Origin of the sequence: Chryseobacterium sediminis, from assembly GCF_008386505.1 — a bacterium.
In the GTDB taxonomy this organism is placed as follows: domain Bacteria; phylum Bacteroidota; class Bacteroidia; order Flavobacteriales; family Weeksellaceae; genus Chryseobacterium; species Chryseobacterium sediminis.
On sequence record NZ_VUNZ01000001.1, the window covers coordinates 2003441 to 2029294 of the forward strand.

Annotated in this window: 26 protein-coding genes and 1 pseudogene; 10 read left to right on the forward strand and 17 right to left on the reverse strand. The window is 35.7% G+C overall.

The window, feature by feature from the left end; translation table 11 throughout:
• The first annotated feature begins 19 nt into the window (after nt 1-19).
• Both FW780_RS09090 and FW780_RS09095 read left to right on the forward strand, forming a co-directional pair.
• Nucleotides 20-592 carry a Crp/Fnr family transcriptional regulator gene (locus tag FW780_RS09090; protein ID WP_149833293.1) on the forward strand — a complete coding sequence of 191 codons (573 nt, stop codon included), beginning with the start codon at nt 20-22 and terminating at the stop codon, nt 590-592.
• A gap of 165 nt (nt 593-757) precedes the next feature.
• Nucleotides 758-1222 carry a carboxymuconolactone decarboxylase family protein gene (locus tag FW780_RS09095; RefSeq protein WP_149833294.1) on the forward strand — a complete coding sequence of 155 codons (465 nt, stop codon included), beginning with the start codon at nt 758-760 and terminating at the stop codon, nt 1220-1222.
• Between the two features lie 46 nt (nt 1223-1268).
• On the opposite strand, the gene FW780_RS09100 is transcribed toward FW780_RS09095, so the two are convergent.
• Nucleotides 1269-2996, reverse strand: coding sequence for an ABC transporter ATP-binding protein (locus FW780_RS09100; protein ID WP_149833840.1), 1728 nt, complete (start codon nt 2994-2996; stop codon nt 1269-1271).
• A 504-nt stretch (nt 2997-3500) separates the two neighbouring features.
• A pseudogene (gene lptB / locus FW780_RS09105) lies at nt 3501-4226 on the reverse strand (LPS export ABC transporter ATP-binding protein); the annotation flags it as partial.
• 153 nt (nt 4227-4379) lie between these two features.
• On the opposite strand from lptB, the gene FW780_RS09110 reads away from it, so the two are divergent.
• Entirely contained in the window at nt 4380-4673 is a 294-nt protein-coding gene (locus FW780_RS09110; RefSeq protein WP_047386984.1) for a TM2 domain-containing protein, read from the forward strand.
• An 80-nt stretch (nt 4674-4753) separates the two neighbouring features.
• Here FW780_RS09110 and FW780_RS22375 read toward each other — a convergent pair whose 3' ends face one another.
• Together FW780_RS22375 and hemB are read right to left on the reverse strand one after the other, a co-directional pair.
• Nucleotides 4754-4900, reverse strand: a complete 147-nt coding sequence (locus FW780_RS22375) for a bacteriocin-like protein (protein WP_156118482.1) — start codon at nt 4898-4900, stop codon at nt 4754-4756.
• Between the two features lie 146 nt (nt 4901-5046).
• Nucleotides 5047-6036: a porphobilinogen synthase gene (hemB, locus tag FW780_RS09115; protein ID WP_149833296.1), complete on the reverse strand. Its 990-nt coding sequence runs from the start codon at nt 6034-6036 to the stop codon at nt 5047-5049.
• Between the two features lie 118 nt (nt 6037-6154).
• On the opposite strand from hemB, the gene FW780_RS09120 reads away from it, so the two are divergent.
• The 3 genes from FW780_RS09120 (at nt 6155) to FW780_RS09130 (ending at nt 8840) form a co-directional block, all read left to right on the forward strand.
• Nucleotides 6155-6505 (forward strand): T9SS type A sorting domain-containing protein, encoded by a 351-nt coding sequence (locus FW780_RS09120; RefSeq protein WP_103231678.1) that lies wholly within the window; start codon nt 6155-6157, stop codon nt 6503-6505.
• A 108-nt stretch (nt 6506-6613) separates the two neighbouring features.
• Nucleotides 6614-7525 (forward strand): ABC transporter ATP-binding protein, encoded by a 912-nt coding sequence (locus FW780_RS09125; RefSeq protein ID WP_149833297.1) that lies wholly within the window; start codon nt 6614-6616, stop codon nt 7523-7525.
• 4 nt (nt 7526-7529) lie between these two features.
• Nucleotides 7530-8840 (forward strand): ABC transporter permease, encoded by a 1311-nt coding sequence (locus FW780_RS09130; protein ID WP_149833298.1) that lies wholly within the window; start codon nt 7530-7532, stop codon nt 8838-8840.
• Between the two features lie 105 nt (nt 8841-8945).
• On the opposite strand, the gene FW780_RS09135 is transcribed toward FW780_RS09130, so the two are convergent.
• The 9 genes from FW780_RS09135 to FW780_RS09175 all read right to left on the reverse strand — a co-directional run bounded on the left by FW780_RS09135 (nt 8946) and on the right by FW780_RS09175 (nt 17019).
• Nucleotides 8946-9617, reverse strand: coding sequence for a porin family protein (locus tag FW780_RS09135; RefSeq protein WP_149833299.1), 672 nt, complete (start codon nt 9615-9617; stop codon nt 8946-8948).
• Nucleotides 9618-9633: 16 nt separating this feature from the next.
• Entirely contained in the window at nt 9634-10506 is an 873-nt protein-coding gene (gene sucD, locus FW780_RS09140; protein ID WP_002977143.1) for a succinate--CoA ligase subunit alpha, read from the reverse strand.
• A 90-nt stretch (nt 10507-10596) separates the two neighbouring features.
• Nucleotides 10597-11499, reverse strand: a complete 903-nt coding sequence (locus FW780_RS09145) for a UDP-3-O-(3-hydroxymyristoyl)glucosamine N-acyltransferase (RefSeq protein ID WP_149833300.1) — start codon at nt 11497-11499, stop codon at nt 10597-10599.
• A gap of 67 nt (nt 11500-11566) precedes the next feature.
• Nucleotides 11567-12133, reverse strand: a complete 567-nt coding sequence (gene efp, locus FW780_RS09150; protein ID WP_076596574.1) for an elongation factor P — start codon at nt 12131-12133, stop codon at nt 11567-11569.
• A gap of 15 nt (nt 12134-12148) precedes the next feature.
• Complete coding sequence (locus FW780_RS09155) at nt 12149-12484, reverse strand: hypothetical protein (RefSeq protein ID WP_241676878.1); 336 nt, start codon at nt 12482-12484, stop codon at nt 12149-12151.
• A 20-nt stretch (nt 12485-12504) separates the two neighbouring features.
• Nucleotides 12505-13299 carry an acyl-ACP--UDP-N-acetylglucosamine O-acyltransferase gene (gene lpxA, locus FW780_RS09160; protein WP_149833301.1) on the reverse strand — a complete coding sequence of 265 codons (795 nt, stop codon included), beginning with the start codon at nt 13297-13299 and terminating at the stop codon, nt 12505-12507.
• Nucleotides 13300-14697, reverse strand: coding sequence for a bifunctional UDP-3-O-[3-hydroxymyristoyl] N-acetylglucosamine deacetylase/3-hydroxyacyl-ACP dehydratase (locus tag FW780_RS09165; protein WP_149833302.1), 1398 nt, complete (start codon nt 14695-14697; stop codon nt 13300-13302).
• Nucleotides 14690-15721, reverse strand: coding sequence for a UDP-3-O-(3-hydroxymyristoyl)glucosamine N-acyltransferase (gene lpxD / locus FW780_RS09170; RefSeq protein ID WP_149833303.1), 1032 nt, complete (start codon nt 15719-15721; stop codon nt 14690-14692). The genes FW780_RS09165 and lpxD overlap by 8 nt, the downstream gene beginning before the upstream one ends.
• Nucleotides 15722-15792: 71 nt before the next feature.
• On the reverse strand, nt 15793-17019 hold the full coding sequence (locus FW780_RS09175; protein ID WP_149833842.1) for an HD domain-containing protein: 1227 nt from the start codon (nt 17017-17019) through the stop codon (nt 15793-15795).
• Between the two features lie 238 nt (nt 17020-17257).
• On the opposite strand from FW780_RS09175, the gene FW780_RS09180 reads away from it, so the two are divergent.
• The 4 genes from FW780_RS09180 (at nt 17258) to FW780_RS09195 (ending at nt 21730) form a co-directional block, all read left to right on the forward strand.
• Nucleotides 17258-18898 (forward strand): S41 family peptidase, encoded by a 1641-nt coding sequence (locus FW780_RS09180; protein ID WP_149833304.1) that lies wholly within the window; start codon nt 17258-17260, stop codon nt 18896-18898.
• Between the two features lie 132 nt (nt 18899-19030).
• Nucleotides 19031-20575 (forward strand): T9SS response regulator signal transducer PorX, encoded by a 1545-nt coding sequence (porX, locus tag FW780_RS09185; protein ID WP_149833305.1) that lies wholly within the window; start codon nt 19031-19033, stop codon nt 20573-20575.
• A 100-nt stretch (nt 20576-20675) separates the two neighbouring features.
• The gene (locus tag FW780_RS09190) at nt 20676-20966 is read left to right on the forward strand and encodes a YciI family protein (RefSeq protein ID WP_149833306.1); all 291 of its coding nucleotides are present in this window, start codon (nt 20676-20678) and stop codon (nt 20964-20966) included.
• Complete coding sequence (locus tag FW780_RS09195; protein WP_149833307.1) at nt 20966-21730, forward strand: exodeoxyribonuclease III; 765 nt, start codon at nt 20966-20968, stop codon at nt 21728-21730. The genes FW780_RS09190 and FW780_RS09195 overlap by 1 nt, the downstream gene beginning before the upstream one ends.
• A gap of 70 nt (nt 21731-21800) precedes the next feature.
• On the opposite strand, the gene FW780_RS09200 is transcribed toward FW780_RS09195, so the two are convergent.
• The 4 genes from FW780_RS09200 to rimO all read right to left on the reverse strand — a co-directional run bounded on the left by FW780_RS09200 (nt 21801) and on the right by rimO (nt 25806).
• A complete protein-coding gene (locus tag FW780_RS09200) occupies nt 21801-22172 on the reverse strand; it encodes a septal ring lytic transglycosylase RlpA family protein (RefSeq protein ID WP_149833308.1) in 372 nt (123 codons plus the stop codon).
• 564 nt (nt 22173-22736) lie between these two features.
• Nucleotides 22737-23471 (reverse strand): hypothetical protein, encoded by a 735-nt coding sequence (locus tag FW780_RS09205; protein WP_174774447.1) that lies wholly within the window; start codon nt 23469-23471, stop codon nt 22737-22739.
• A 25-nt stretch (nt 23472-23496) separates the two neighbouring features.
• Entirely contained in the window at nt 23497-24135 is a 639-nt protein-coding gene (locus FW780_RS09210; RefSeq protein WP_149833309.1) for a hypothetical protein, read from the reverse strand.
• A 369-nt stretch (nt 24136-24504) separates the two neighbouring features.
• Nucleotides 24505-25806, reverse strand: a complete 1302-nt coding sequence (gene rimO, locus FW780_RS09215) for a 30S ribosomal protein S12 methylthiotransferase RimO (RefSeq protein WP_149833310.1) — start codon at nt 25804-25806, stop codon at nt 24505-24507.
• Nucleotides 25807-25854: the final 48 nt, after the last annotated feature.

The window sequence follows — 25854 nt, forward strand, 5'->3', positions numbered from 1 at the left end:
ATAAAACAGTTTCTTCTTTATGCTTCACACTCATTTTGTTCAGTCTGTTGAAAAAGTTTTAAAACCAGAACAGGCAGTGATAGACGAACTTGTTACCCATCTGGAATCCAAAACTTACAGAAAAGGAGATTTTCTGTTAAAAGCTGATGAAACCTGCAGGTATTTTTATTTTATCGAAAAAGGACTTGTCAAACTATTTTTTGACAATGGTGACAAGGATTTTATCATGACATTTTTTGCAGAAAATGCTTTTTTCGCTGAACTGAGTGGTTTTCTCACGGGACAGCCGTCAAAATACATGATTGTTGCTCTGGAACCTACTGAAGTTCTCCGGATCCACAGAGATGTCATTGAAGGATTATGTAAAAAATACCACACTGCAGAAACACTTTTCAGCAGGCTTTATTCAAAAGCTCCCGTCAATATGATGGGAAGGATCAGTGAAATGCTGGAAGACGATGGAAAAAAACGCTATCATAATTTTCTAAAACAAAGACCTGATCTTATCCAGCGAATCAGTCTTGGAGATCTGGCAGACTATATCGGCATTACTCAGGTTTCTTTAAGCAGAATAAGAGCGCAGAAAATTTAAAAGAATGGAAGTAAGGATGCTGGAAGAAGGAAACGAAAATATATAATCTGCTCAGTAGTAACATCCAGCTTCTAAAATCTTTCCTTTTAAAATTTATCATTTGTAAAAAAATTCAGGAAAATACAGTTCTACATTTGTCACATAATTAATCAAAAAACAAATATTATGTCACAAAGAATCAACGCATTTGCAATCGGAAACAAGGCTGTAAATGCTCTTCACACCATGGGATTTCAGGTACAGAATTCATCACTGGACAATTCATTTCTTGAGCTGATGTATTTCCGGGTTTCACAAATGAACGGATGTGCTTTTTGCCTGGATATGCATTCCAAAGAATTAAGAGCAAAAGGCGAAACAGAACAGAGAATATTTCTAGTAAGTGCCTGGAGAGAATGTTCGTTTTATACGGATAAAGAAAAGGCGGGATTTTTATGGGCTGAGACTTTAACAGCTTTAAATGGTAAAGAAGTGAATGATGAAATTTATTCAAAAGTAAGTCATTACTTCTCTGAAACTGAAATAGTGGATTTAACAATGGCCGTTATTGCCATCAACAGCTATAACAGAATTAATATTGCTTTCGGAGCAGATGTAGGTACTTATCAGGTTCCGGAAAAAGCACATTAAATTCTTATGAAAACAAAAACTCAGCGGACTGGCTGAGTTTTTTTATTTAATTTTCTTTGAAAGTATTCACAAGCTTATCGAGATTAAGGCTGCGGGCTGATGCATCAAAAATTTCACGGTAAGTACCTTCTTTACTATAAAGTTCATCATGAGTGCCATTTTCTACTACTCTTCCTTTTTTCATCACATAAATGATATCGGAATCCAGGATTTGTGAAAGGGAATGAGAAATGATGACCACAGTTCTTCCTTCTTTTATTGCATCCAGAGAATTCTTGATCTGCTCGGTGGCAATGGCATCAAGGCTAGCTGTAGGTTCATCCAGAAAGATAATCGGAGGATTTTTCAGAAACAATCTGGCAATGGCAATTCTCTGTTGTTGTCCACCGGAAAGCTGAGTAGCATCATGTTGATATTGATCCGGAAGATCCATAATCTGTTCATGCAGATACGCTTTTTTTGCAGCTTCCTGAATTTCTTCAAAACTGGCATTCATATCTCCATAACGGATATTATCTTCTATACTTCCCTGAAAGATGTGATTTCTCTGAAGTACCAGACCAAGGTCACTTCTCAGAAAAGTATTGTCAAATTCATTAAGGTTTACTCCGTCCAGAAGAATTTCTCCGGAATCAGGAAAATAAAATTTACACAAAAGATTAATGATCGTTGACTTTCCTGCACCGCTCAGCCCTACCAAAGCCGTGGTTTTTCCGTTTTCAATTTTCATGGAAACATCATGTAAGGCCTTTGTACCGTTAGGATAAGTAAAATCAATATTTTTCAATTCAAAAGTTCCTTTGATTTCTTTTTCCACAAAGGTTCCGTTCGATTCCGTTTCATCATCTGCATTCAGGATATCAAAATAGCCTTCAGCATAGATCATCGCATCATTCATATCATCATAAATCCTGTGAAGCTGGCGGATAGGTGCAGAAACATTGTTGAAAAGCATAATATGAAGCATGATTGCACCGATAGTCATTTGCTGATCAAGAACAAGATAAACAGTTAAAAGAATGATCAAAACCACTCCGAACTGCTCAATAAATGTTTTTAAACCATCATAAATAAAATTGGTTCTCCTTGTGATCATCTGGCTTTCCATAAGCTCCATCTGAAGATCATATTGTTTTTTCCCTTCAAATTTTTCACGGACAAAACTTTTAATGACCATAATGGAATTGATCAGGTTCAAAAGTCCGAAAGTCTTTTTTTCTCTCTGATTTCTAAGCTGACGGCGTACTCCATTCAGTTTTTTTGCCTGCAGGGAACTGATGTAGAAATAAATGGGAACGATAATCGTAGAAACAAGTCCCACATACACATTCTGCATATACATAATGATCAGCGCAATAATAGCATTAGAAAAAAGTGGCAGAATATCAATAAAAAAATTCTGTACCAGTTTTGTCAGACTTTCTATACCACGGTCTATCCTGATCTGTAATTTTCCGGATTCATGGTTTTCATCGTTAAAATAAGCTACTCTATAGGTTAAAATCTTATCAATAGCCGACTGAGCCAGCACAGAACTCACATTGATCCTGATCTTTTCGCCATAAAATTTCTGTCCGAAATTGATGAAAATATTCAGAAGTTCTTTTCCGAGTAAAATAATTGAAATGATGATAAGAATATGAATTCCCTCTGTCATGGGATGAGGAAGATGGGTAAGCTTGGTAACCTCATCTACCGTATATTTCAGAACAATAGGGTTTACCTGTGCTGCCAAAGCGCCCAGAAAAGTAAGAAACAGGGTTCCGTAGATCATTAATCGGTAAGGTCTGATGAATGGGACAAGCTGCTTATAAATTCCGAACAAAGTAACTGTTCTGTTAAAAGGTTTAGCCATAGAAATCATTTTAAATGAAAAACGTACCGCTTTCAAAAGAAAAAGGTACGTTTTATTATCATGTTCAGCAAATAAATGCTTTATATTTTATCCTTCAAACACATATGTTGTAAGATAGTGCAGTTCTTTTGTGCTGGCTTCTTTAGACTCTGCTTCTGCCTGTTCCAGAGAATATTGGGAATTGATTTCTTTTTTCTGGAAAATAAATGAGTTGTTGGCATTCTTATCTATAACTTCATCAAAGATATGCTTAATTTCAGCGTTTCCTAGTGAAGCAAAACTGATATCTTCAAAACCGTACATCCGTCTCAAATCATCAAACTGACTAAAATTTTCACTGACAAATGCCTGCAGCTGTGCTTTGGAATCAAAGTTACCAGCCCAGATATTATAAGCGTATTTCTTCTTTTTAGGCTTATCTAAAATACTTTGATACACGAAGTTTTCACCCAGATAAGCTTCTCTTACCTGTGGATCATTGGCAAGATCTTCCGGAAGTCCTTCTTTCAGGATCTTTCCTTCAAACATAATATAGGTTTTGTTGGTGATAGCCAACGTCTGCTGTACGTTGTGGTCGGTAATCAGAATTCCGATATTTTTATCTACAAGGCTTCTTACAATTTTCTGAATATCTTCAACAGCAATAGGGTCTACCCCTGCGAAAGGCTCATCCAAAAGAATAAAGTTCGGGCTTGTAGCAAGGCAGCGTGCAATTTCTGTTCTACGCCTTTCACCCCCGGAAAGAAGATCTCCTCTGTTTTTACGGACATGCTGTAAAGAAAATTCTTCAATCAGTTCATCACATTTGATTTGCTGCTCACGTTTTGAAAGCTTGGTCAGCTGCAATACTCCCATAATGTTTTCTTCCACGGAAAGTTTTCTGAAAACGGAAGCTTCCTGAGCCAGATACCCGATTCCCTTTTGGGCTCTTCGGTACATGGCATCCGTAGTAATCTCCTGTTTATCCAGGAAAATTTTTCCTGAAGTGGGCTTAACCAACCCTACGATCATATAAAACGATGTGGTTTTCCCTGCTCCGTTCGGACCTAGCAAACCAACAATTTCTCCCTGTTGAACCTGTACAGAAACGCCTTTTACAACTTTTTTAGGACCATATTCCTTGATTAAGTTTTCTCCTCGTAAAATCATAGGGCAAATATATCAAAAATATAAACTTCACTTATATGTTAATATCAACTTGTTTATTTAAATATAAACTTGTTCACTTCCAAATCATTGTAACTTTTTCTCATTTTAAACTACTTATCGTAAAACATCTCAATCAATTACAATCATTAAGAAATGGAAAATTACGGTTACACAAAAACAGAAAATGTACAAAACCAGCAAAGCAATGTTCCTTACCGTTCGGAAAAGAAAATTCCTGCGGCTTTATTGGGAATTCTTGTAGGCTGGCTGGCTTTAAATAAGTTTTATCTGGGTTACACGAAAGAAGGAATCATTCAGTTGGTTCTGAATGTTGTTACTTTAGGAGCGGCTTCTGTTATCCCTTTTATTGAAGGTATTTTGTATCTTTTTATGAGTGATAAACAGTTTGATGATACATACGTCTACGGGAAAAAAGGGTGGCTATAAAATGATAAACCACTTACCTGTCTGAAAATAATATAGGCTGTTCTTATTTGAACAGCCTATTTACTTTTATATTGAAATAATTAATCCGGCGGACAAGCTAAATGATTAATTGTACACGGATGCCAGATTCCCTTGCACCACGTTCCACAATTTGGATCATCAATAATCACTTCTCCTCCTTTGATTTCCTTCAATTGATTTCTTTCAATCTTTTTAAGATTTCTCATAAATAAATTCTTTTGATGTTTTAATTATTTTCGTTTCTCGAAATTAGCTTTACTCAAAAGTATATTTTTTATGTATACGAAAGTCTTCAATTCAGATCATTAACTTAACATTAACGTTAGTGTCCGGATCAATGATTTCCTAATCTTTATTTATTCAAAAGGATAGCCGCTTCTTTTGCAAAATACGTAAAGATCATATCTGCACCAGCTCTTTTGAAGCAAGTCAGGCTTTCAATGATCGTTTTGTCATTATCCAGCCAGCCGTTCTGTGCAGCCGCTTTTACCATCGCATATTCTCCACTTACATTGTATACCGCGATCGGAAGATCAATGGCTTCACGTACTTTGGAAACAATATCAAGATAAGGAAGTCCCGGTTTGATCATGATAACATCTGCTCCTTCGTCAATATCTTTAAATACCTCATTCAATGCTTCACGGGTGTTGTGGAAATCCATCTGATAGGTCTTTTTATCTTTCGGAATTTCCATATTATCTTTCGGAGCGCTGTCTAAGGCACTTCTGAAAGGTCCATAGAAAGAACTTGCATATTTGGCAGCATAGCTTACAATTCCTACATCTGTAAAGCCACTTTCTTCCAACGCTTCACGGATAACCTGTACTCTGCCATCCATCATATCACTAGGCGCTACAAGATCAGCTCCTGCTTCAGCATGAGATACTGACATTCTTGCCAGGGCATCATTGGTAGCATCATTTATAACTTTTCCATTTTCAATAATTCCGTCGTGTCCGTAAATTGAATAGGGATCCAGCGCTACATCCGGCATTACAATCATACCCGGAACGGCATCTTTGATTGCTTTGATTGTACGTTGCATCAATCCGTCTTTGTTCCACGCTTCTTTTCCTGTATTGTCTTTCAGGTGTTCTGACACTTTCATGTACAAATTGACAGCTTTTACTCCTAAAGAAAATAATTCCTTACATTCCTTCACGGTTAAATCTATACTCCGCCTAAAAATTCCCGGCATAGACGGGATCGCCTCCTCCTTGTTTTCGCCCTCCATTACGAAGATCGGCATTACAAAATCATCAGTTGTAAGCACATTTTCTCTTACCAAACTTCTGATAGATTCATTAACTCTAAGTCTTCTATTTCTTGAATGTATCATTTTGGAATACTTTTTGAATAAGTTTCTACAAATTTAATATAAGTTCTACAAAAAACTATTGTATGAAATTGTAGAATTTATTACATTTGTTACATATATTCGAGAAATTATAAATTTGATGAAAAAACTTTTACTTTTATTTCTATTTGTAGGCACTTTTGTTGGATTTTCCAACAATTTAAAAGCTCAGCTTAGAGAGCCGGGTTCCATCACTCAGAAAGCAGATGATGGGGTGTTGCTTGCTTATCCAAATCCTGCAAAGGATTTCCTTATCATTAAGGCAAAAGATTCTTCTTTAAGAATCAAAAGTGTGACTTTTTATTCTATTTTGGGTATGCAGGTCGCTAATTATACAGTGAATATGAATTCCGGTGAGATTAATATTGAAAAATTAAAACCCGGAAAATATATGATCCGTTATATTTTAAGTGACAACACGCAGAAAGTTACTCAAATCGTAAAACAATAAATTACAATCCTGATAATCATCAGGATTTTTTCTTTTACATTAATTCTGTTTTAATATTTCCGTAACTTTCGGGACCTTTTTATACTAATTGTAAAAAGAATAATTTTAATGCTAAAAGCTGAACATATTAAAAAGACCTATAATGCCGGAAAAAAGGTCGCCCTGGATGATTTCAGCATCCATGTTCCCAAAGGCAGTATTTATGGCCTTTTAGGACCTAACGGAGCCGGAAAAACTTCTTTTATCCGTATTATTAATCAAATTACTCAGGCAGACTCCGGAGATATCTTCATCAACGGACAAAAACTGAACCCGGATCATATCAAAGACATTGGCTATATGCCCGAAGAAAGAGGATTGTACAAAAACATGAGTGTTGGAGATCAGATCTTATATTTCGGAGAACTGAAAGGGATGAGTAAAAGCGATGCCCTGAATGAAGCCAAAAAATGGTTTGAAAAACTGAATATTGATCAATGGTGGAAGAAAAAACTGTCTGAACTTTCAAAAGGGATGGCACAAAAGATCCAGTTTGTAGTAACTGTTCTTCACAGACCTCATCTTTTAATCCTTGATGAACCTTTTTCAGGTTTTGACCCTGTAAATGCCAACCTGATCAAAGACCAGATCATTGATCTTAAAAATAACGGAACAACGATCATCCTTTCTACCCACAGAATGGAAAGTGTAGAGGAAATGTGTGATTATGTTGCTTTGATCAACAATTCTAAAAAAATCATTGATGGGAGGGTTTTTGACGTAAGGGAAAAATTCAAGAAAAATATTTTTGGGGTTACCCTTTCTGAAGTCAGCAGTGATCAGTTTGACAATTTCAAAAGTAAGTATGATATCTTCAATTTATCAAACGAAAATAATCTTGTTTCTTTTGACCTGAAAAATGAAGAGAGTCAGAATAATGTTCTTCTTGATCTTGTACAGGTAGGTAAAGTGAGATCGTTTGACGAAAGAATTCCTAGCATGAATGAAGTGTTTATTAATGCTGTAAGTAACCATCCTTAATTTTATGAATAATATTTTTTTAATTACCAAAAGAGAATTTCTTACACAGGTTAAGAAAAAATCTTTCATCATATTAACGCTGCTGGCCCCTATAATGATTATTGCTTTTGGAGCTGTGGTAGGATTAATGTTTAAGGCAAATGAATCACACAGTGTCATAGAAGTGGTTGATAAGAGCGGATTGTTTATGAATCAGCTGAAATCTAATGATAAATTAAATTATGTTTTTGTTTCTGCGGCAGATGAAAAATCAAAGATCAATAATCTAAAAGGAAATGAATCTCTTGATGGTATCCTGATTCTTCCGGAATTGAAAGATCAGAATTTCGATGCGCTTGAAAAAGAGACAAGACTGGTGATCAACAGCAAAATAGGATTTGACACAAAGCAGCAAATTGTGTCTGACATCAGCAATGTTGTTAAAAAAGAAAAAATCAAACAACTGGGCATTCAGGAAACTCAGTTAATTGATCTCGATAAAAGCTTCACATTAAAGACTATTAATGTTACTGATAACAATAAAGAGGATTCTGATCTTGCTTTCGGGGTTAAATCCGGGTTGAGTATGATTCTGATGTATGTTACTTTTATGTTTATCATTATTTATGGAGTAAGAGTAATGCGAAGTGTACTTGAGGAAAAAAATAACCGTGTTGTTGAGATCATTATTTCTTCCGTAAAACCTTTTGAACTGATGATGGGGAAAATTCTGGGGGTAACCATGGTTGCATTGACCCAGTTTCTGATCTGGATCACGATGTCTGTTATCGGGGCATTAGTTCTGAATACAGGGTTTTCACCTCTCCAGAAGAATATTCCGGGTGGAAATGATGAGATTGCAAGTAAACTCGATGTGGGGCAGCTTGCCACACAGATCTCTCACAGTTTGCTGGAACTGAATTTCCCACTGATCATTTTTGTATTCATCGTTTTCTTCCTTTTAGGATATATTTTTTACAGTTCTATTTATGCAGCAATTGGTTCAGCAGTAGATAACGAAACAGAGACACAGCAATTTACTTTATTTGCCATTTTACCATTAACATTGGGAATGTATGGAAGTTTTACACTGATGAACAATCCCGATGGGCCATTAGGCTTCTGGCTGTCAATCATTCCGTTTACCTCACCGGTTGCGATGATTGCAAGGATCCCATTTGGAGTTCCTGCGTGGCAGATTGTATTGTCCATTGCACTATTGATGGCAACAACTGTTTTTATGATCTTTCTGGCCGGAAAAATCTATCGTGTAGGTATTTTGATGTACGGTAATAAAGCTACATTAAAAGAGCTTTGGAAATGGATTAAAGGATAATCAAAAAAAGCTGAAAAGCAAAGATTGCAGATCAGCTTCTACAATTTATAATAAAAAAATCCCGGAAACTAAGTTTCCGGGATTTTATATATATTCTGAGATATTCTATTTGAATATATAGCTTAAGGTAAGCGCGATTACCTGCTCTGATTTTTTCTTATCAGTACCTTTAGTTTCTTTAGCAAGACCAGGGTATGTATCACCTAGACCTAAGTCATATTTTAAAGCTACTTCAAGTTGTCTCTTGTAGCTATATCCTACTCCCAGTCCAAGTCCCCAGTTAAAGCTCTTTGCCTTTCCATTTACACCTGCCGGTTGGTTAGGGTCGGTAACATCCGGGTCATAATAAGGTCTGCTTACAGGAACATCTTTAACGTTTTGACTTAGCAAAAAGTTAAATCTAGGTCCTATTAATCCAAAGAATTCTGATTCTGCTTCAGAAAAATATCCTTTGAAATAAAGAGGCACGCTTAGGTAGTTATTAGCATATACTGCATCATAACCACTTACCCCTTTAGCATCTTTATCTTTCCCGGTTTCTCCTGCACCATAGTACAGAACTTCGGGTTGTATAAAGAATTGGTTTGCCTTTCCTACGGGAATCAATGCCAAAGCTCCAGCCTGGAAAGTGTATCTTGGCCCTGAAGGATTATGGGCATTGGATACTCTGGAGTAGTTTAAGCCTGCTGTAACACCGAATCTTGTATTATTCCATTGCACCTGTGCAAAAGATAATGCAGAAAGAGTCAAAGCTGAGGCTAATAAAAGTTTTTTCATATGATGTGGTTTTATATTATCCTAGAATTTTTGCTACAGTAGCACCAATGTCAGCAGGAGAGTCTACAACGTTGATACCGTTTTCTCTCATAATTTCCATTTTTGCCTGAGCTGTATCTTCAGCACCACCTACGATAGCACCTGCGTGTCCCATTGTTCTTCCTTTTGGAGCAGTTTGTCCAGCGATGAAACCTACAACCGGTTTAGTAGAACCACTTGCTTTGTACCATCTTGCCGCTTCAGCTTCAAGACCTCCACCAATTTCACCGATCATTACAACCGCTTCAGTTTCAGGGTCATTAATGAATAATTCTAATGCTTCTCTTGTAGTTGTTCCAATGATTGGGTCACCACCGATACCGATAGCCGTAGAAATACCGTAACCAGCTCTTACTACCTGGTCAGCAGCTTCGTAAGTAAGGGTACCTGATTTTGAAACGATACCTACTTTACCTTTTTTGAAAACGAAACCTGGCATAATACCAATTTTAGCTTCTTCAGAAGTAATGATTCCAGGGCAGTTTGGTCCGATTAATCTGCAGTCTCTGTCAGCAATATAAGATTTTACTTTTACCATATCAGCTACAGGAATACCTTCAGTAATACATACAATTACTTTGATACCTGCTTCAGCAGCTTCCATGATAGCATCTGCTGCAAATGCCGGTGGTACGAAAATGATACTTACGTTTGCTCCTGCTTTTTCAACAGCGTCAGCCACTGTATTAAATACCGGTTTTCCTAAGTGTTCGCTACCTCCTTTTCCTGGAGTAACACCACCTACTACATTTGTTCCGTATTCAATCATCTGACCAGCGTGGAAAGTTCCTTCGTTCCCTGTAAATCCTTGTACAATTACTTTAGAATCTTTGTTTACTAAAATTGACATTTTATTGTTGTTTTAATTTATTTATTATTTTATTAATGCTCACAAATTTACTTAAATTTCTTTGATTTTGGATAAAACCTTTGGAATAGTTTATTTGAGATTTCTCAGCTTTACTTCTTTTTTCAGATAAGTCTTAAAATCTTCTGCAAACATCCCGATATAGGTACCTTTTTCCAAATCTCTGTTTACTCCTGTTTTTCCCAAAAGCACAGATCCTGCTTCAATTTTATTACCGGAAGCAATTCCTACCTGCCCCCATAATGTCACCTCATCTCCGATGATGCAGCATCCTGCAATTCCTACCTGAGATGCAATGAGACATTTTTTCCCGATAACGGTATCATGTCCAATCTGAATCTGGTTATCTAAAACAGAGCCTTCACCAATGATGGTAGAGTCTGTAACCCCTCTGTCAATGGTACAGCCATTACCGATCTCTACATTGTTTTCAATCACAACATTTCCTACAGAAATCAGACGGTCAAAGTTTCCATTCAGTTTTCTGTAATAAAATGCATCACCTCCTAAAACGGTGTTGGACTGGATAACAACATTATCACCGATTTCGGTACGGTCTCCTATCACAACATTAGGGAAAATAAGGGTATTTTTTCCGATTTTCACATTGTTCCCGATCACTGCAGAATGGTGGATCTTTGTGCCCTCACCTATTTCAACATCGTGAAGTTCTTCTGTGAAATTATAGATTCTGGTAAAATGAGTATTGATTTTATTAAAGTCTCTGAAAGGATCATCAGAAACTAAAAGCGCTTTGCCTTCCGGGCACTCTACTTCTTTATCAATTAAAATAATAGTCGCTGCAGAGTTTAATGCTTTGTCATAATATTTAGGATGGTTTACAAAAACGATATCACCCGGCTTTACCATGTGAATTTCATTGGTTCCCAATATTTCAAAGTCTTCCGGGCCAACAAATGCTGAGCCTATTAAATCTGCAATCGTTTTAAGCTTTTGCGGAGAATGGAATCTCATAACAATAGATTTTCTTATAAAACAAAATTCGGACTGCTAATGCAAACCGAATTTATGTAAATTTTATTTATTCTTTTACTCTTTCTAAGTAGCTACCGTCTTCAGTGCTTACTTTAATTCTGTCTCCCGGTTCAATGAACAAAGGAACCATTACTCTTGCTCCTGTTTCAACGATTGCGTTTTTAAGAGCGTTTGTTGCAGTGTTTCCTTTTACACCCGGATCAGCTTCAATCACATCCAGATATACTGACTGTGGAAGTTCAGCAGAAAGTGGAGTTTCATCAGCTTCTTTCAAAATGATTGTTACTTCTTCACCAGCTTTCATAAACTGAGAGTTTTCAATCATTTCTTTATTGATATATAATTGAGAGAAGTCATCATTGTTCATGAAGTGGAAACCGTTCTCATCATCATACAGATACTGGAACTTTCTTGTGATTACTTTTACTTCATCAATTTTGTGTCCTGCAGAGAAAGTATTATCAATTACTTTACCGTTAGTCACTGACTTTAATTTTGTTCTTACGAAAGCAGGTCCTTTTCCTGGTTTTACGTGAAGAAACTCAATTACTTTAAAAATATCATTGCTATATTCGATGCACAGCCCTTTTCTGATATCGTTACTTGTTGCCATTAATTATATAAATATTTATTTTCTTTTTTTAATTTCAATACCTTGTCCTTGAGGCATCATTCTGTTAAATGTATTATTATTGAATGTATTTACATTGTTATTCAATCTGTTTACATTCATCTGAATATCAGTTTTATACTGATCAGCTGTTCCTAATATTGAACTTCCGATACTTTTCTGTTTCAGAATACCATTTAAGTTATTCTTGGCAATACTATCATTAGACTCTTCGGAAAGTTTTCGTTCTATGGTAAAAGGTTTTTCTTTTTTCCCAGTTGCAGACTTTTCGGTTTGCTGTCCAAACAAAAAAGAAGTTGTAGAAAGCGCAATAAGTACAATTAAACTTTTCATTGTCTGATAGTATTTATAAATTAATCTCTTTCCTTTCCGGTACCATAGCCTTTTACGATACCTCTAGGTGAGTTCTGAATAAACTGTAGAATTTCATCTCTTTCAGCCGTTGGAAGCATTTCTTTTTCAATATGGGAAATTGCCTGCGAAACGTTCATCTTCATTTGGAAGATTGCTCTGTAGATTTTCTGGATTTCAAAGATTTTCTCATTGGTAAACCCTCTTCTTCTTAAACCAACAGAGTTGATACCAGCATAAGACATCGGTTCTCTTGCAACTTTTACATAAGGCGGGATATCTTTTCTTACCAAAGTACCTCCGGAAATCATTACATGTTTTCCGATTTTACCAAACTGGTGAACCGCTGATAAACCTCCCATTACAGTGTAATCCCCAATCTCCACATGTCCTGCAATACCACAACCGTTTACAATGATAACGTGATCTCCGATAACGCAGTCATGTGCAATGTGTGAAGTTGCCATAATAAGGCAGTGAGCTCCTATTTTGGTAAACCCCAGAGCTTTTGTCCCTCTGTTTACCGTAACACACTCTCTGATTGTTGTTTCGTCACCGATAATTACTTGGGTATCTTCACCATCAAACTTCAGATCCTGAGGAATTGCAGAGATAACAGTCCCGGGGAAAATCCTACAATTTTTCCCTATTCTTGCACCATCCATGATGGTTACATTAGGACCAATCCAGGTTCCTTCTCCGATTTCTACATCCCCTGCAATTGTAGTAAATGGTTCTACGATTACATTTTTGCTGATTTTCGCACGTTTATCTACGGCTGCTAATTGATGAATCATTTAATCAACTTTATTTTTTGCAACTTGAGCCATAAGCTCTGCTTCTACTGCTACAGTGTCTCCTACATATCCATACCCCTGCATATGAACAATTCCTCTTCTGATAGGCTCAATCAATTCAATTTTGAATATAAGCGTATCTCCTGGAATTACTTTTCTTTTAAATTTCACCTTATCAATTTTGATGAAATACGTAGAATAATTTTCAGGATCCGGAACGCTGGCCAATACCAGAATTCCTCCTGTCTGAGCTAATGCTTCTACCTGAAGTACTCCAGGCATTACAGGTTCTTTAGGGAAATGTCCAACGAAGAATGGTTCGTTCATTGTTACGTTTTTCAAACCTACCACGTGAGAGTCTGAAAGTTCAAGAACTTTGTCGATCAATAAGAACGGAGGTCTGTGAGGCATAAGCTTCATAATTCCATTGATATCAAATACAGGTTCTTTTGTCAGGTCAAAATCCGGAACATTTTTCTTTTTCTGCAGTTTCCACTGGCGGTTCAGTTTTTTTGCGAATTGAGTGTTTACGAAATGTCCAGGTTTGTTAGCAATAACTTTACCTTTTATTTTCACTCCTGCTAAAGCCAGGTCACCAATTACATCTAATAATTTGTGTCTTGCCGCTTCGTTAGGATAGTTTAAATTAAGATTGTCAAGAATACCGTTTGGTCTGATAGATACATTATCTTTTCCAAAGGCTTTCTTTAGTTTTTCTGTAGTTTCAGGAGTAAGATCTTTATCTACATATACAATGGCATTGGAAATATCTCCGCCTTTGATCAAACCGTGATCTAAAAGCATTTCCAATTCATGTAAGAAGCTGAATGTTCTTGCTGATGAGATTTCGTCTTTAAATTCTGAAATATTTTTAAGAGTGGCGTTCTGAGTACCTAATACTTTAGTCCCAAAATCTACCATTGTCGTTACTTCGTAAGTATCTGAAGGAATAATTGTGATTTCCGAACCAGTAGCAGGATCACTGTAAGTAAGAACTTCTTTTACAACAAGATACTCTCTCGCTACACCCTGTTCTGCAACCCCAACGCTTTCAATAGCTTCAACAAAGTATTTTGAAGATCCATCCATAATAGGTGGTTCAGAGGCATCCATTTCTAAAACTGCGTTATCAATATCACAACCTACAAGAGCTGCCAAAAGGTGTTCGCATGTGGTAATTTTTACCCCTAATTTTTCTAATGTAGTTCCTCTTTCTGTTGCTACAACATAATTTACATCTGCTTCTACCTGAGGATGTCCCTCCAAGTCTGTTCTTACAAATACAAAACCTGTATTTTCTTTAGCAGGTTTAATGGTAAGTTTTACTTCTCTACCCGTATGAAGGCCAATTCCAGAAAGAGTTACCTCTTGCTGAAGTGTTTTTTGCATATCACTCATTAGTATTATCTTTTGAGTTATTCTCAAGATTATTTATTCTATTTACTATTCCAGGAAGATTCCTGAAATGAACATAACTCCTCAAATAGTCATTATAACTGATGGCTGGTGAGCCATACAATGTTTCTCTGTCATTAACGCTGGAATTCACACCACTCTGAGCCTGAATTTTCACCTGATTGCCTATTTTGATATGTCCTACGACACCTACCTGTCCTCCAATCTGATTCCAGTCGCCAATTGTAGTAGAACCTGCAATTCCTGCTTGTGCTGCAATTACATTATTCTGGCCTATTTTCACATTGTGGGCAATCTGAATCAGGTTATCGATTTTGGTTCCTTTCCCTATAATTGTAGAGCCTATTGTTGCTCTGTCAATACTGCAGTTTGAGCCGATCTCAACATCGTCTTCAATAATTACATTTCCAAGCTGCGGTATTTTTTTGAAACCTTCGGCCGTTGGCTGGAAACCAAAACCGTCACCTCCAATTACCGTATTGGAATGAATCACACAGTTATCTCCTATAATACAATAGTCGTAAATTCTGGCGCCACTGTCTATCTTACAGTTTTTACCAATTTTCACTCCTTTTCCTATATATACATGTGGATAGATCTGTGCCCCTTCCCCAATTTTCGCCTTCTCGGACACATAAGTAAATGCTCCGATATATACTTTATCTCCTATGACAGCTGTATCGTGAATGGAAGAACCATTTTCTATACCTTCTTTTCTTCCCTGCATTTCCTGATATAAATTCATCAGAATCTGAAAAGAAAGATAAGCATCTTTTACAACGATTAAGGTAGGGTTATAACTATTTTTCTCCAGAAGTTTTTCCGAAATGATGATAACAGAGCATCGTGAGGTATCCAAGAAATGAGAAAATCTATCCTGTGCTATAAAAGAAAGATGTCCTGATTCCCCATTTTCAATTGGTGAAACCCCAGTAATAAGTGCATTCTCGTCACCTATTATTTTTCCGTCAATAAAACTTGCAATTTGCGAAGCTGTAAATTCCATATTCTGCAAAGATAAGAAATTCTAGAATTTGCAAACATTTTTTGGTTTCAGATCGTAAATTTTAATATTATTTAAGAGTCTAGCCTGGAGATATCTCTTGGAAACATAAGGATATAACGGGTCGTCTTATTTACAATTAACCCTGATAAAAGCTGATCTTCTGACTCATGAAGCCTCGTTCTCTTCCCATTTTTATGCAGTAAATAGATCGGTTGCTTTTCCGCATGATAGGGCAAAAGTTTTCTTTTTATTTCATGTACCAATTCTTTCCCATTATCAATTTTGAAAAATTCATTGGTATTTTTTACTTTTTCATCAATTATTTCCTGACCAAATGGATGTGATGAAATAATTGTTTTAGGTAAATTTCTCTGAATTACACATTTACACCAATATGACAATACAAAATCATCTGCATTCTGCCATTCTTTCATCGCCTGGATCACATCATTATCATCAAGACTTGTAAATCTCTCTATATCTTCATCCGTTGCCGCACTCTTTTCACGGTATAAAAAATATTTCAGATTATCCGCTGCAGGAAGCTCTGTTCCCTGGGAAATCAGATATTTTGCTCTTTCAAGGATCTTAACCAAAAGAAATTCTGCCAGAGCTGAAGTTTTATGGTAATAGACCTGCCAGTACATAAACATTCTGGCTGTAAGAAAATTTTCAATGGAATAAATTCCTTTCGCATCAATCACCAGTTCCCCTTCTTCACAGACATTCATCATGGAAATAATTCTCTGGGTATTAATATTTCCTTCCGATACACCGGTAAAAAAACTATCTCTTTTCAAATAATCCAAACGGTCTACATCCAGTTGGGAAGAGATCAACTGGTTAAAAAATTTCCTGTGATATTTCCCCTGAAACATTTCTATAGCCATTGATAACTGCCCATCAAATTCATCATTCAGCTTATTCATCAACAATAAAGAAAGGTTTTCATGATGCCAGTCATCCATCAGCATACTTTCCAGCGCATGAGAAAACGGACCATGACCAATATCATGCATCAGAATAGCCAGCATCGCTCCTTTTTCCTCTTCTTCAGAAATTTTCACTCCTTTCTGCTTTAAGGTTTCCAATGCAGTAAACATCAGGTGCATTGCTCCCAGTGCATGATGAAATCTCGTATGAGTTGCTCCCGGAAATATCAGATTCAGAAGTCCGGTCTGCCCTATTCTTCTTAATCTCTGAAAGTAAGGATGCTCAATGATATCAAATAAAATTTCGTGGGGAATTTTGATAAATCCATGAACAGGATCGTTGATGATTTTTAGCTTATTCTGCATTGAAACGTCAATATTAGTAAACAAAGTTAGGCATTTTAAAATTTAGACTTTTATTAAATTACTATTAAAACATGAAGTTAAAAAACTGATATCATTCATATTTTACACAAATAATACCTTCTTGATACAACTGAAAATCTCTCCGGATGATTTTTATTTTTAATTCAATATTTTTTTGAAAACCCTTTGCAGTTGTTGCAGCAAAGGACTACCTTTGAAAGAAACACGATAACCCTTAATGAGAAAGTATTCTCTTTTCTTTTTATTACTTTTAAGTTTAAATTTTTCTGCACAACTTATAACTGAGACACAAAAACTGGAATCCCTCTGCAGAATATGGGGATTTTTAAAATATTACCATCCACAGGTAGCAAAAGGAAATCTGAACTGGGACAAACAGCTTTTTCAAAAAATTGATGAACTTGAATCTATTAATGAGAAAGAGGCTTTAAATAATTTTTATACAGACTGGATCGGAAGCCTTGGAGAAGTTGCCCCTTGTAAAGAATGTTCAGTAAAGGAAAATAAAGTGTATTTCCTTAAAAACTTTAATCTGAGCTGGATGGATAATCGTGAAATTTTCTCCAGAGATCTGTCTCAAAAACTTCATTATATTGAAAACAACCGAAATCTTGGAGACAATCACTATTTCGGAACAGGCGGAAGGAAAGTATATTTCAGAAATGAAAAGTCCTACGGTTCAAAATTCACTTCAAAGACCATCAGCTTATTGGAACTATTCAGATACTGGAATTATGTAGAGTATTTTTTTCCTTATAAATACGAAACTGATCAAAACTGGAATGATGTTCTTACAGAAATGATTCCCAAATTTCTTATGATTGATAGTGACGAAAGTTATCATTTGGCATTAGCAGAACTGGTCGCAAAAACAGACGATTCCCATGCCTATCTTTCATCAAAGGAGATTCAGCTTCATCAATATGGAAACAGAAGAGTGCCCATAGACTATTCTTATGCAGAAGGAAAACTTGTGGTTACAAAAATTAATGCTACAAGATCCAGGGATAAAAATCCGCTTCATGTAGGAGATGTCATTTATGATATTGAAGGTAAAACAATTCCGCAAATGGTCAACAGCTTTGGAAAATATATTCCAGCCTCCAATTCCTGGGGTAAATTCTACAAAGCAAAAAATAAACTCCTCTTCAACAACAATGATTCTATTTCTGTAAAAATTGAGAGAGAAGGGCAAAACCTGGAAATCAAAACCAAGACATATTTTGCCAAAGATATTATTCATGAGAAAAATAAAGCTCCCAAAAAATGGAAATTCATGGATAAGGAGAAGAAAACAGGCTATGTCAATATGGAAATTATAGAGAAGGAAGATCTGGATGAAATGTACAGCAGTTTAAAATCTTCAACATCTATTATCTTTGATCTTAGAAATTATCCAAAGCAAACGATCATCCCTTTAAGCTATCTTTTGCTTCCTGAACCTTCCGTTTATTATCAGTTTACTTTTCCTGATCCTTATTATCCCGGTAAATTTTACAGCAGAAAAAATGTTATCGGCAGAAAAAATCCTGAATACTATAAAGGGAATGTAATCGTTTTAGTAGATGAGAGTACCCAAAGTCAGGCAGAGACAACCACAATGATGTTCAAGCAGCATCCGAACGCTACCATTATCGGAAGTAATACTTCGGGAGCCAACGGAGATGTGATTATGTTTAAAATTGCCGATCTCGACACCCGATTTTCTGGACTTGGTGCTTATTATCCGGACGGAAGGGAAACACAGAGAATAGGCATCACCCCTGACATTCTTGTAAAACCGACTGTGGAAGGTCTTAAAAAAGGAAAAGACGAAGTGCTTGAAAGAGCCTTGGAGTATATAAAAAGTACCAATTAGTTGAAACAAAAATATGAAATATCAAATGGTATTTTCATTTAACTTATATTTAACTTTTAATCTTTCTATTTTGTGAGATTTTAAAAGGAATTGGTCAACATTTTGATAGAATAACCATGTAAAAAATAAATTATGTCAGAAAAGATATTATGGATCGATGATGAAATAGATTTACTTAAACCTCATATTGTATTTTTAGAAAAGAAGGGCTACCAGGTAACCCCGGTTAATAATGTGAATGAGGCTTTGGAACTTATGGATTCAGAGAAATTTGCTTTAACGCTAATTGATGAAAATATGCCGGGTATCTCCGGACTGGAAGCCATCCCTATGATTAAGGAAAAGGATAACTCCTTAAAAATTGTGATGGTTACCAAAAGCGAAGAAGAACACATTATGGAAGAGGCTATCGGATCTCAGATTGCCGATTATATATTAAAGCCTGTAAATCCTAATCAGATATTACTTTCCCTAAAGAAAAACCTTCAGGAAGATAATCTTGTTGAGCAAAAAACAATTTTGCAGTACCAGCAGGAATTCAGAAACCTTTCTATGGAACTTTCATACCTGAGAACGTATCAGGATTGGGCAGAATATTATAAAAAAATCCTTAGTTGGGAGATCAAATTTGATAAGGTAGCAGACAATGAATTTGCAGACCTTCTGCAGTCTCAGAAAGAGGAAGCCAATATTCAGTTTGCCAAGTTTATTGAAAAAAATTACACAGACTGGTTAGTTGATTCTGACAAACCTTTAATGAGCCACACTCTTTTCAAAGAAAAAGTAAAACCTGAAGTTGAAAAAGAAAAAGTTCTTTTACTGATGGTAGACAATCTTCGTTACGACCAGTGGAAAGTGATTGAGCCTCTGTTTACAAAATATTATAATAAGATATCGGAAGATTATTACTACAGTATCCTTCCTACGGCTACCCAGTATGCGAGAAACTCTTTTTTTGCAGGATTAATGCCGTCTGAAATTGAAAAGCGTTTTCCTGACAAATGGTTTAACGATAACGAAGAGGGAAACAAAAATGAATTTGAACGTGATTTCCTTGAAGATCAGATGAAGAGAATTGGTCTTGGATCAAAATCTATGAAGTACCTTAAAGTACTGAATGCTGATTTTGAAAGAAAGATCTATGATGATTTCAATCAGCATAAAAATAACGACCTGCTGGTGATCGTATACAATTTCATTGATATTCTTTCCCACGCGAAAACAGATAACCATATCGTAGATCAGCTGATCCGTGATGATAAAACCTTCCGTTCTCTTACCTTCAACTGGTTTGAAAACTCTTCTTTGCTGAAGATTATAAAAACAGCGGCAGAAAACGGTTATAAACTGGTCATCACTACAGACCACGGAACGGTATACGTGAAAAAGCCAAGTAAAGTAGTAGGAGACAGAGAAACTTCTACTAATATCAGATATAAAACAGGTAAAAGCTTAACGTATGATGACAGTGATGTATGGGCGATTACCAATCCGGAAAAACTTTTCCTTCCAAAAGGAAACTTAAGCTCGAAATATATTTTTGCTAAAAACAATATATTCCTGGCTTACCCTAAAAATTACAATCATTTTGTTAATTACTATAAAGAAACCTACCAGCATGGAGGAATTTCACTGGAAGAGTGTATTATTCCTATCAGTATTTTAGAACCCAAGTAGTTTTTTTCATAGTTTATTTAATTTTGGGTTTAAAGCGGAAAAAATCGAATGATTTTTTCCGCTTCTTTTTTATAGTTCATATCTTCGTAAAAAATAAATCATGTTTATTATTTCGCTTACCTACAAGAGTTCTATTGAAAATGTGGAACGTCTTATTCCCCAGCATAATATTTTCCTTGATAAGTATTATGAATCCGGACGGTTTATTGCTTCGGGAAGAAAAGAGCCCAGAACGGGAGGCATCATTATAGCCAACGCAGAATTTAAAAATGAAATTGAGCAGATTATTTCTGAAGATCCTTTTTATATTCATCAGGTAGCGGATTATGACATCACGGAATTTATCCCGTCGAAATACAATGAAAATTTTAAACTTTTTATAGAAGACTAATGAGATTAATCACCTACAACGTCAATGGAATCAGAGCTGCTTTTACAAAAGATTTTCTGGGCTGGCTACAAACTGCTGATCCGGATATCATCTGTATTCAGGAGAGCAAGGCTGGAAACGATCAGATAGATATTGAAAGCCTTGAAAAATTAGGTTACCACAGTTATTGGCACTCAGCAGTAAGAAAAGGCTACAGCGGGGTCGGAATTGCCTCAAAAATTAAACCCAATCATGTAGAGTATGGCTGCGGGATTGAAAGCTATGATAATGAAGGCAGAATCATCCGTGCGGATTTTGACGGATATTCAGTGATTTCAGTATACGTTCCTTCTGCGTCTAATATTGAAAGACTGGATTTTAAAATGCAGTTTTGCCATGACTTTCTGGAGTATATCAAAAATTTAAAAAAAGAAATTCCTAACCTGATTATATCGGGTGATTTTAATATTTGTCATGAAGCCATTGACATTCACAATCCAATTGGGTTAAAAAATGTTTCAGGGTTTCTTCCTATGGAAAGAGAATGGATGACTGATTTCATGAATGAATGTGAACTGATAGATAGTTTCAGGTTTTTTAATAATGATCCGGACAATTATACATGGTGGAGCTACAGACAAAATTCCAGAGCCAGAAATAAAGGATGGAGGCTGGATTATAACTTCACTTCTTACAGTTTAAAGGATAAGCTCTCCAGAGCTGTTATTTTAAAGGAAGCTGTGCATTCTGACCATTGTCCTGCGTTATTGGAATTGGACCTATAATTAGCGAGTTATTTATGCATACAAAAAGCCAGCTGAATCAGCTGGCTTTTTTTTAATTTAAATCATAAAATTAATCGACAATTTCATATTCGACCGGAATTGTACCATGGCTGATATCTCCGATCTCATCGAACGCAGCTTTAGACATGTCTAAAGATCTTGATGAATGGTAAGGCCCTCTGTCATTAATTCTCACTATTACCTCTTTACCATTTTTAAGGTTAGTAACCTTAACGTTTGTTCCAAATGGAAGCGTTCTGTTTGCTGCAGTAAACTTTGAGTTATCAAAGATTTCTCCGCTAGCAGTTTTTCTACCGTTAAATTTATCGTGGTAGTACGATGCATAACTTGTTTTTTTCGCATCTAAGGCATTACTCGTAAAAGAATAAATACCTAAGGTTGAAATCATCATTATGATTACGAGAATGAATCTTTTCATCATTTTGAACTTTTATTGGTTTTGACGGAGCAAATGTATCAGGAATCTTTAGAAAACCCTATTCAATATGTTAAAAAACGTTAACAAAAGATTAAACAAATGTTAAGTATCGCTGTAACCCCCTATGAACAGGGGTTTTAGACTACAGTGTTAAAAAGTGTTAAAAAAACAGTCAAAAAGTTAACATAATTAACTAATTTGTGCATAATTTAAATTTCTACATTTTAAAAACAATTGAAAATCAGTTGGTTACAAATTAATAAAGTTAAAATAAAATCTGAAAATCAATCTTAAAAAAATTAAAGTCTTAAGATCCGGAATCCGGAAAAACTTTCTGCCAAAGGACATCTACTCTTATAAGGCAAGGTAGCAGACTCTTTTTTTAACACCATTTTATTTTGTTAAAATTTACAGACAGATCTATTATCCAACAATTATCTGCTTTAGTCATCCAAAAAAGTGAATAAGTGATGATATGTAACCCGAAAAAATAAATGAACGCAAATCTCTTAAAAGTAAAAAACCAATGATCTCTCATTGGTTTTTATATGTAATTAAATAAATATCTTATTTTAAATATTCTAATACATAATCATAAGTACCGTTAGGATACACTACAGACATACTAGGAGATCCTGTAATAGCATTTCCTGGAGTTGTAACAGGATTATAAGAATATAAACTTCTATCATAAACAGTGTTTGTACCTGCTTTATAGATTGTAATACCATACATTGTAGTCATTCCTGTAGGTGCAGGGATATTAACTGCTGTAGAAGTACCACTTGCAGTGAAAGATCCTTTGATAGCATAAAGCTGCTTATCAACACCCGGGCTTACATTTATAATAGTATTTGTAGTTGTTTCTGCTGTTCCAACAGTTACTTTAGGTGAAGTTGAAAGTGAAACCCATCTACCAGTTGAAGTTGCAAAACCATTTGCTGTTCCACCAGTTGGATTAGAGAAATAATAATATCCCGGAGTTACACTTGTAGCAATACCAGAAACTGTTGTTCCTGAAGCGCTATTAAAAACAATCATACCATCATAAGCAGTTGGGAAGTTATCCTCGTCAGTAACAGGAGTTGCAAACGTAAAAGTAGTTAAGTCTGTTCTTGGGAAAACAAGTCCTTTTCCGTTGTTTACACTGTCGGTGAAACCACCTGTACTTCCAGAAGCATCTAAGAAAACTCCTTGTCCTTGTATATTTCCGCTGGCAAAACCATTTGTTCTAACCTGCGCATTTGTATATTGAAGCATTGCCACTACAGAGGCAAAAGCTAATAAAACTTTTTTATTCATAACTAAATGTGTGTAAAAATTAAGATTAGTTTACAGAGTAAGACTGCCATGCAGTACCATCATAAACAAAAGCAATACCTCTACCTTGAACAGTAATAGAGTTAACAGAACTTGCGTTCATTCCCGTTATACTAACATTGGTAGATCCTATTCTTACGATAGTAACTGTTTTACCTTTAGTAGCTGCACTTACAGGAATAGTTGCCAAGTTTACTGAACCTGCTGTATCAATAAATACATAACCGTTTAAATCTGCTGCAGATAAGTCTGATCCAGTTGTAGAGATTCTTACAGAAGGAGCAGCAGGCGTAACGCTTCCGCCACCACCTACAGTGATCCAGGTATTAGTAGTCTGGCCATCATAGTAGTAGAAACCTACAGCTGTAACGTTGGTAGTTTTAGGAGTTGCAGTACCATCAATTGTTGTTACAAAAGCAAGCGCTCCATTTTGAGCTGCTGTATAAGCCGCATCTTTAGCTAATAATTGTGCTCTTGTCATACGAGGGACCAATAAGGCGTCAGGTCTAGCGTTGTCTGTAGTATTAGCTACTACATCTAGCGTTGCGGCAGGTGCGGTTGTGTTAATCCCCACTCGCCCTTGTTGAGCCTTAGAAAGGGCCGAAAGGCCAACAAGCATAATTGCTGTTAATAAAAATTTTTTCATAAGTTTTTAAAGATTTTTAATTACATTTTTTTTCATCAATATTTTCAAAAAAGGAAAACGCATCCCAACTTGTGAACATTATATAGAAACTAAAGGTTTAAAAAACTATTCTAATTACTTTTAGCTTCAAACAATATTTAACTTATTGAAAGCATATTATTTAAAAATATTGCTTCTTGCGCAAATTTAAGATATAATTTTCAAATTTATATACTTTAAAATAGAAATTTGAAAAATCTTGATTACACCAAATATTAACAAATTGATTATCAATAAAATAAAAATAAGTAACCGAGAAAATTCTATGTTAATTTTCGTTAATAACTTAATTTTACAAATCTTATTTTAAACTGATTAGTAAGCATTTAGCTAGACTAATTCTCCGTATAAGTCAAACTCTTCAGCTGAAGTAATTTTAACCTCTGCAAATTCACCTATAGAGATATAAGTATCTTCGGCAGAAACTAAAACTGTATTGTCCACATCTGGTGAATCATACTCTGTTCTTCCGATAAAATAATTCCCTTCTTTACGGTCAAAAATACATCTGAATATTTTACCTACTTTTTCCTGGTTTTTTTCCCATGAAATCTGGGACTGCAATTCCATGATTTCTTCTACTCTTGCCTCTTTTACTTCCTGCGGAATGTCGTCTTCCAATACGTAAGCCGTAGTATTTTCTTCATGAGAATATGTAAAGCATCCTAATCTGTCAAACTTCTGTTCTCTTACCCAGTCTTTAAGTTCCTGGAATCTTTCTTCTGTTTCACCAGGATATCCAACGATAAGGGTTGTTCTGATTGCCATATCCGGAACTTTTTCTCTGAACTTTCCTAAAAGAGCATCTGTTTTCTCATGGGTAGTTCCTCTTTTCATGGATTTCAACAAATCGGAATTGATATGCTGAAGAGGGATATCTATATAGTTACATACTTTAGGTTCTTCACGGATAATATCAAGAACATCTTCCGGGAAACCGCTTGGGAAAGCATAATGAAGACGAATCCACTCTACTCCTTCTACTTTAACCAATTCTTTTAAAAGGTCTCCTAATGCTCTTTTCCTATAAAGATCAAGACCATAATAAGTAAGATCCTGTGCAATAAGAATTAGTTCTTTTGTTCCTTTTTTTGCCAGTTTCTGAGCTTCTAAAACCAGTTTTTCGATAGGGGTAGACATGTGTCCTCCTCTCATCAATGGGATCGCACAGAAAGAACATGGTCTGTCACATCCTTCTGAAATTTTAAGGTAGGCATAATGTTTTGGAGTTGTTGTAAGTCTCTCTCCTACCAGCTCGTGTTTATAATCTGCTCCAAGATGTTTCAGAAGCATCGGAAGGTCTCTTGTACCGAAATACTGGTCTACATCCGGAATTTCTTTTACCAAATCCGGTTTGTATCTTTCTGATAAACATCCTGTAACGAATACTTTTTCAACTTCACCTCTATTCTTAGCCTCAACATAATCAAGGATAGTATTAATAGATTCTTCTTTAGCATTATCAATAAATCCGCAGGTATTGATGACAACAATGTCACCACGGTCTTCATGAACCACTTCTTTGCCATTAGCTTTCAGCTGGCTCATTAATACTTCAGAATCATATACATTCTTGGAACACCCAAGAGTGACTACATTGATTTTCTTCTTCCCTACAGATTTTGTACGCATCGTTTTGATTTTGAGTCTGCAAAGATACAAAATATTGAAGAGTTAAGA

Excerpts from the sequence above, each read along its gene's own strand:
- FW780_RS09145 (WP_149833300.1), bottom strand. The coding sequence starts at position 11,499 with ATGAGATTCCATTCTCCGCAAAAGCTTAAAACGATTGCAGATTTAATA.
- FW780_RS09180 (WP_149833304.1), top strand. The coding sequence starts at position 17,258 with ATGAGAAAGTATTCTCTTTTCTTTTTATTACTTTTAAGTTTAAATTTT.
- FW780_RS22375 (WP_156118482.1), bottom strand. The coding sequence starts at position 4,900 with ATGAGAAATCTTAAAAAGATTGAAAGAAATCAATTGAAGGAAATCAAA.
- FW780_RS09130 (WP_149833298.1), top strand. The coding sequence starts at position 7,530 with ATGAATAATATTTTTTTAATTACCAAAAGAGAATTTCTTACACAGGTT.
- FW780_RS09110 (WP_047386984.1), top strand. The coding sequence starts at position 4,380 with ATGGAAAATTACGGTTACACAAAAACAGAAAATGTACAAAACCAGCAA.
- FW780_RS09125 (WP_149833297.1), top strand. The coding sequence starts at position 6,614 with ATGCTAAAAGCTGAACATATTAAAAAGACCTATAATGCCGGAAAAAAG.
- FW780_RS09175 (WP_149833842.1), bottom strand. The coding sequence starts at position 17,019 with ATGCAGAATAAGCTAAAAATCATCAACGATCCTGTTCATGGATTTATC.
- FW780_RS09205 (WP_174774447.1), bottom strand. The coding sequence starts at position 23,471 with ATGAATAAAAAAGTTTTATTAGCTTTTGCCTCTGTAGTGGCAATGCTT.
- FW780_RS09200 (WP_149833308.1), bottom strand. The coding sequence starts at position 22,172 with ATGATGAAAAGATTCATTCTCGTAATCATAATGATGATTTCAACCTTA.
- lpxA (WP_149833301.1), bottom strand. The coding sequence starts at position 13,299 with ATGATTCATCAATTAGCAGCCGTAGATAAACGTGCGAAAATCAGCAAA.
- FW780_RS09155 (WP_241676878.1), bottom strand. The coding sequence starts at position 12,484 with ATGAAAAGTTTAATTGTACTTATTGCGCTTTCTACAACTTCTTTTTTG.
- sucD (WP_002977143.1), bottom strand. The coding sequence starts at position 10,506 with ATGTCAATTTTAGTAAACAAAGATTCTAAAGTAATTGTACAAGGATTT.
- FW780_RS09095 (WP_149833294.1), top strand. The coding sequence starts at position 758 with ATGTCACAAAGAATCAACGCATTTGCAATCGGAAACAAGGCTGTAAAT.
- FW780_RS09120 (WP_103231678.1), top strand. The coding sequence starts at position 6,155 with ATGAAAAAACTTTTACTTTTATTTCTATTTGTAGGCACTTTTGTTGGA.
- FW780_RS09190 (WP_149833306.1), top strand. The coding sequence starts at position 20,676 with ATGTTTATTATTTCGCTTACCTACAAGAGTTCTATTGAAAATGTGGAA.
- hemB (WP_149833296.1), bottom strand. The coding sequence starts at position 6,036 with ATGATACATTCAAGAAATAGAAGACTTAGAGTTAATGAATCTATCAGA.
- porX (WP_149833305.1), top strand. The coding sequence starts at position 19,031 with ATGTCAGAAAAGATATTATGGATCGATGATGAAATAGATTTACTTAAA.
- FW780_RS09090 (WP_149833293.1), top strand. The coding sequence starts at position 20 with ATGCTTCACACTCATTTTGTTCAGTCTGTTGAAAAAGTTTTAAAACCA.
- rimO (WP_149833310.1), bottom strand. The coding sequence starts at position 25,806 with ATGCGTACAAAATCTGTAGGGAAGAAGAAAATCAATGTAGTCACTCTT.
- FW780_RS09210 (WP_149833309.1), bottom strand. The coding sequence starts at position 24,135 with ATGAAAAAATTTTTATTAACAGCAATTATGCTTGTTGGCCTTTCGGCC.
- FW780_RS09100 (WP_149833840.1), bottom strand. The coding sequence starts at position 2,996 with ATGATCTACGGAACCCTGTTTCTTACTTTTCTGGGCGCTTTGGCAGCA.
- efp (WP_076596574.1), bottom strand. The coding sequence starts at position 12,133 with ATGGCAACAAGTAACGATATCAGAAAAGGGCTGTGCATCGAATATAGC.
- FW780_RS09165 (WP_149833302.1), bottom strand. The coding sequence starts at position 14,697 with ATGAGTGATATGCAAAAAACACTTCAGCAAGAGGTAACTCTTTCTGGA.
- FW780_RS09135 (WP_149833299.1), bottom strand. The coding sequence starts at position 9,617 with ATGAAAAAACTTTTATTAGCCTCAGCTTTGACTCTTTCTGCATTATCT.
- FW780_RS09195 (WP_149833307.1), top strand. The coding sequence starts at position 20,966 with ATGAGATTAATCACCTACAACGTCAATGGAATCAGAGCTGCTTTTACA.
- lpxD (WP_149833303.1), bottom strand. The coding sequence starts at position 15,721 with ATGGAATTTACAGCTTCGCAAATTGCAAGTTTTATTGACGGAAAAATA.